Raw genomic sequence first — 5585 nt, forward strand, 5'->3', positions numbered from 1 at the left:
TGTACTTCTTTTTTATTTTACTAGAAAAAACGCATGAAATGAACGATTTTTCGTTATTTCATGCGTTTTTTGTTAGAGACTTTTGTCACAGCCCCATAATAAGAATATTTTTATTTAATTTTCAAAATATCTTCTTTTTCGTGAATTAAAGCTGTTAATAACTGATTAGCAGGAACTGGAATATTTAAGCTAGCGCCCATTTTTACAACAGCACCATTTAAATAATCAATTTCTGTTTTTCTGCGTTTTGTGATATCTTGATGCATTGATGGAAAATGATCGCCACTTTGCTCAGGATCAAAAACTTTTTTCACAGTTGCTAAAACCATATCAGCAGTTAATGGTACATTTTTTGCTGTAGCAACTGCTACAAATTCATTAACCACGACTTCACTAAGTGCCATTGCTTGATCGCTGCTACCGAATTGGCCAACATTACAATCAAGTAAAGCACAATATGTGTTCAATACACTGTTAAAAGCTGCTTTTTTCCAAATGGATAATACAACATTTTGGCTAATTTCAGCATTTAATTTCGCTTGATTCAAGAGTGTTAAAAGTTCTTCAGTCATAGCTGCATTTTTTTCTTTAACTGGTTGGAACTCAACGTTACCAGAACCAGTTGCGCGGATGTGAGCAGGTCCTTCTAATTCACAAGACCATAAAGTTACACCAGCATAAATCGCTGAATTTCCAGCATATTCTTCAATCGTTTCAATATTACCTAAACCGTTAGATAAAACTAATAAAGCCGTATTTTCTGTTAAAATACCTTGAATTTGCTTCAACATACCTTCTAATTGCATCGCTTTAGTAAAGAGAATAATCAATTCATAATCTTTATCAACTACTTCGTTTGGTAGAAAAGATGGAATTTTATAGTATTTTGAAGTATTTTCTGTTTCAACAAGCAAACCTTCTTGATTAATTTTTTCTACGTGTTCTTTCCAAGGATCAATAAAATTAACGGTATGACCAGCATCTGTTAACATGAAGCCAAAACGACTTCCCATTGCACCTGCACCTGCAATTGCGATTTTCATGATTTGTTTCCCCCTCAGTTTAAGTTATTAATTTATTTAGGCTGCTTTTTTAGTCATTTTTTTGAAAGCAGCTTCCATCATACGAATTAGAACGACACCTACTACAAGTAAGATAATTGATAAGATAAATGCCATATGATATGAACCTGTTGCTTTTGCTACAGCGGCTGTTACGTATGGTGCAACAATGGCCCCAACAGCGAAACCGAAATACATAAAGCCATAGTTCATCCCTTGGTTTTTCATACCAAAGTTTTGACTAGTCAATCCAGGGAAAATAGTTAACACACCAGCGTAGGCAAAACCAATTCCTAAAGCACTAATATAGAAAACTGTTGTATTTCCTGAAAATACTAATAATAATACCATGCAAATTCCTAAGACACCATAAACTAAAGTTAAAGCGCGGTAGCTTCCTAGTTTATCTGAAACGCCACCCCAAAATAGGCGACCAGCAGAATTGAAAATAGATACTAAACTTACAATTAAAGCACCACTAGTTAAGCCAAATTGACCCATACCGATTTGAGCAGAGCTTGAACTAATAACCATACCTGAAAATACACCTAAAGCTAAAATTAAGAATAAAACCCAGAAACGGCTATCTTTCAACATTTCTTTATAATCTTTATCCATTGGTGAATCAGCAATTTGACCACTATCTTTAGCGGGTGCGCTTTGAATAAAGAATTGAACAACGAAGACAACAACTAAGTAAACAATACCTAAATAAAGTAATGATTTACTAATATCATTTGTTTTGTTCAAGAAGAATTCTGCTAATTGTGTACATAATAAAGTACCAATCCCAACACCTGATAATACCACGCCACTTGCTAAACCGCGTTTATCTGGGAAGAATTTCAAAATGTTATTCAAATTCCCTGTAAACGCCAAACCAGAACCAAAACCAGCAATTAAGCCATAAGTTAACAACAACATTGGTAATGTTTTCACAAATCCTGATAAAATAAATCCTAATGAAAATAATAAACATCCAATTACAATTGCTTGTTTCCCTTTACCGTTGTCAATCATCTTACCACCAAGAATCATTGGTATTGGAATAATCCCCATGTTAATTGAGAAAGCCAAGGCTAATAAAGCTGGATCCCAATGATAAGCTTCCATTAATGGATTCTTAAAGAAACTAAATGCATAGACACCTCCCAGAATAAAATTGATACAGACATGCGCCGCTAACATTCCCCAGCGGTTTACTTTGACTGTCATAACTTCCCCTCCTATGTTAAGTTTTTCACAATTGAATAATAACGAAATTTCCTTTGACTAACAATAAGGAAAGACTTATCATAGCTATAGGAAAATTTTATGAATCCGGGGGGATTATCATGAACATCAAGCAAATCGAGTCTTTCCTTATTTTAAGTGAGGAATTACATTATGGAAGAGCTGCTGAACGTTTAAAAATTTCACAACCTTCATTAAGTCAGCAAATCAAAGCCCTTGAAACCAGCTTAAATGTTGTTCTTTTTCAAAAAGAGGGCCGCAATATCGTTCTTTCAAAAGCCGGACTCGTCTTTCGCCAAAGCGCCACTAAAATTTATCACGAATTACTCAAAGTAAAAGATGAAATGCTTTATTTCCAAGGATTTCAGCGCGAAACTATTCATTTAGGTGCTTCTGGTAGCCATTTACTTTTAGATGTCTTTAAAGATTTTACTGATATGTTTCCCGATATTTCGTTGCATGTTAGTGAATATCCTAGTCGAAAAACTATTCAAAAAGTTTTGGATCGGCAAATTGATATCGGTGTTGTTTATCAAACTGAAGAAATTCCTGATTTGGAAGCCGAATTACTTTTTGAAGAACAATTTGTCGCAGCCATTCCTTGCTCTCATGAGCTAGCCAATAAAGAAGAAATTTATCTAGAAGATTTTGAAAATCAACCTTTAGTGTTATTAGAAAAAGATTTATATTTACGGAATGTCCTTGATGCTGAATTGCAAAAAAGACAAATTGTTCCTAATATCATTTGTGAACTTAGCAATCATTATGCCTGTTTAGAATTTGGTAAAGCCCAATTTGGGATTGTTTTAACTACTGAATCTTTTGTAAAAAAAGTGCCTGATTCAATGGTAGTTAAAAAAATTCAGAATCTGCCTTTAAAAAATAAAATCGTGATGATTCGTCGCAAAGAAATGTTAATGGACCAACAAATTGAATTTTTAATGGCAAAAATAAAAGAAACTGTGAAATAAGTGCAGAGTAAAAGCCAGTGAACATGATGTTCACTGGCTTTTGTTTATAGTTTATTGATTTTCAAGGGCTGCCCCAACAAAAGCTTTCACTAATTGTTGTGGACGATTTGGGCGAGAAATTAATTCTGGGTGGAATTGACAGCCGACAAAGAATTTTTTCTCAGTTAATTCAACGATTTCAACAAGACGGTTATCTGGTGAAACCCCAGAGAAAACCATTCCGTGATCTTCAAAGATTTGACGGTAATCGTTGTTAAATTCATAACGATGACGATGACGTTCTTGAATTACTTCTTCATCATTATAAGCTTTCGCTGTTACGGTATTTTTCTTAACTTTACAAGGATATAAACCTAAACGTAAAGTGCCACCAAGATTTTCAACATTTTCTTGATCTGCCATCAAATCAATAATATTGTTTTCAGTTTCTGGCGTTGTTTCAGCTGAAGCTGCATCTTTTAATCCAATCACATTGCGGGCAAATTCAACACAAGCCATTTGCATCCCTAGACAAATACCTAAGAAAGGAATATCATTTTCACGAGCATAACGAATCGCTTCAATTTTCCCTTCAATTCCCCGATCGCCAAAACCACCAGGAACTAAAATACCATCTGCACCTTGCAAGCGACCTTCAACTGTTTCAGGTGTTAATTCTTGAGCTTTAATCCAATCAATTTCAATTTCAGCATCATAAGCAAAACCTGAATGTTTTAAAGATTCTACTACTGAAATATAAGCGTCAGGAAGCTCGACATATTTCCCAACTAAAGCAATCCGAACTTTTTTCTTCAAGTTTAAAACGCGTTTTTCTAAAGCTTGCCATTCACTCATGTCAGCTGGTGGCGCATCAATTTTCAAATGATCACAAACAATTTGATCCATTTTTTGTGCTTGTAAAGCTAATGGAATAGAATATAAAGTTTCGACGTCACGAGATTCCACGACAGCTTCTGGTGCTACATCACAAAATTGCGCTAATTTATTTTTCACTTCTTGTGAAACAGGTTGTTCTGTTCTAACTACTAAAATATTAGGTTGGATCCCTAAACCACGTAATTCTTTTACACTATGTTGAGTTGGTTTAGTTTTCATTTCACCGGCAGCTTTTAAGAAAGGAATTAAAGTCGTGTGAATATACATTACATTATCTGCACCTACATCAGCTTTCATTTGACGTAGTGCTTCTAGGAATGGTAATGATTCAATATCCCCAACAGTCCCACCAACTTCAGTAATAATAATATCAGAGTCGGTCATAGTCGCTGCCCGCATGATTTTATCTTTAATTTCATTAGTAATATGTGGAATAACTTGAACGGTTGCTCCTAAGTATTCCCCTTTACGTTCTTTGCGCAAAACTTCTGAATAGATTTTACCTGTCGTTACGTTAGAGTATTTATTTAAATTAATATCAATAAAACGTTCATAATGGCCTAAATCTAAATCTGTTTCGGCACCATCGTCCGTTACAAAAACTTCTCCATGTTGATAAGGACTCATCGTTCCTGGGTCAACATTAATGTAAGGATCAAATTTTTGAATTGTTACTTTCAATCCTCGATTTTTCAATAAACGACCTAGTGAAGCAGCCACAATCCCTTTTCCGATTGATGAAACCACGCCACCAGTTACAAAGATGTATTTGGTCATAATAAATAAAAACTCCTTCTTTTATTTTTTCGTAACACAATTACTTGTAGCTCCACTATTTCTAGTTGCTACTATTTATAATATAGGATCAGTTGATGTCAGATTTCCTGGTAAATAAAATAAAAAGCTCCCCATCCAAAATTAATGAATAGGGAGCGGAAATTCTAACATAAACTTCTGACCTTCTGAAAGGTGCCCAAGCAGTATGATACAAGTTACCGCAACGAATGTCAAGGCAGTTTTGGCAATTTTATAAATGTAAGGGCTTATAATTTCTCAAATTCAAAAAACAGAAGAAACTTATTGGATAGTCCTTTTGTTTTAATCTTCAACAAATAAATTTAATACATTTCTCTTTTTTTAAATTCTATAGTAATCAATTTTTTCTTCTTCACTAAATTCAGTTCCTACTAGTAAGCTTAACAGTTCTTCATCTGTCATTTTTTTTAACATTTCTTTCGTGTATGGCATAAAAGATAAACCTAACCCGTTAAGTGCTTCAGCAATATCGTCTTTCATAAAATCGCCTCCTCTAATATTTTTTATAATTAAAAAACATTAACTTGAAATATTGGCTCTATAATATCTGGTGTTGGTGACAAAAAAAGTCACTAGCACCTATTTTTTTGTTTCAAAAATAGACAAGACATCTCGAAATCCTTTAGAA

The 5585-nt window shown here is 34.0% G+C and carries 5 protein-coding genes; 1 reads left to right on the plus strand and 4 read right to left on the minus strand.

Annotation, left to right across the window (positions count from 1 at the left end; genetic code table 11):
- Positions 1–110: 110 nt before the first annotated feature.
- Positions 111–1043 carry an oxidoreductase gene (locus M2139_RS14050; RefSeq protein ID WP_280739481.1) on the minus strand — a complete coding sequence of 311 codons (933 nt, stop codon included), beginning with the start codon at positions 1041–1043 and terminating at the stop codon, positions 111–113.
- Positions 1044–1079: 36 nt separating this feature from the next.
- Complete coding sequence (locus M2139_RS14055) at positions 1080–2276, minus strand: OFA family MFS transporter (protein ID WP_280739480.1); 1197 nt, start codon at positions 2274–2276, stop codon at positions 1080–1082.
- A gap of 119 nt (positions 2277–2395) precedes the next feature.
- On the opposite strand from M2139_RS14055, the gene M2139_RS14060 reads away from it, so the two are divergent.
- Positions 2396–3265: a LysR family transcriptional regulator gene (locus M2139_RS14060; protein ID WP_280739479.1), complete on the plus strand. Its 870-nt coding sequence runs from the start codon at positions 2396–2398 to the stop codon at positions 3263–3265.
- 51 nt (positions 3266–3316) lie between these two features.
- Here the strand turns inward: M2139_RS14060 and M2139_RS14065 are convergent, their stop codons facing one another.
- Both M2139_RS14065 and M2139_RS14070 read right to left on the minus strand, forming a co-directional pair.
- Positions 3317–4918: a CTP synthase gene (locus M2139_RS14065; protein ID WP_280739478.1), complete on the minus strand. Its 1602-nt coding sequence runs from the start codon at positions 4916–4918 to the stop codon at positions 3317–3319.
- Between the two features lie 360 nt (positions 4919–5278).
- Positions 5279–5437, minus strand: a complete 159-nt coding sequence (locus M2139_RS14070) for a hypothetical protein (protein WP_280739477.1) — start codon at positions 5435–5437, stop codon at positions 5279–5281.
- Between the last annotated feature and the right edge of the window lie 148 nt (positions 5438–5585).

Source organism: Enterococcus sp. PF1-24 (genome assembly GCF_029893325.1).
Classification (GTDB): domain Bacteria; phylum Bacillota; class Bacilli; order Lactobacillales; family Enterococcaceae; genus HY326.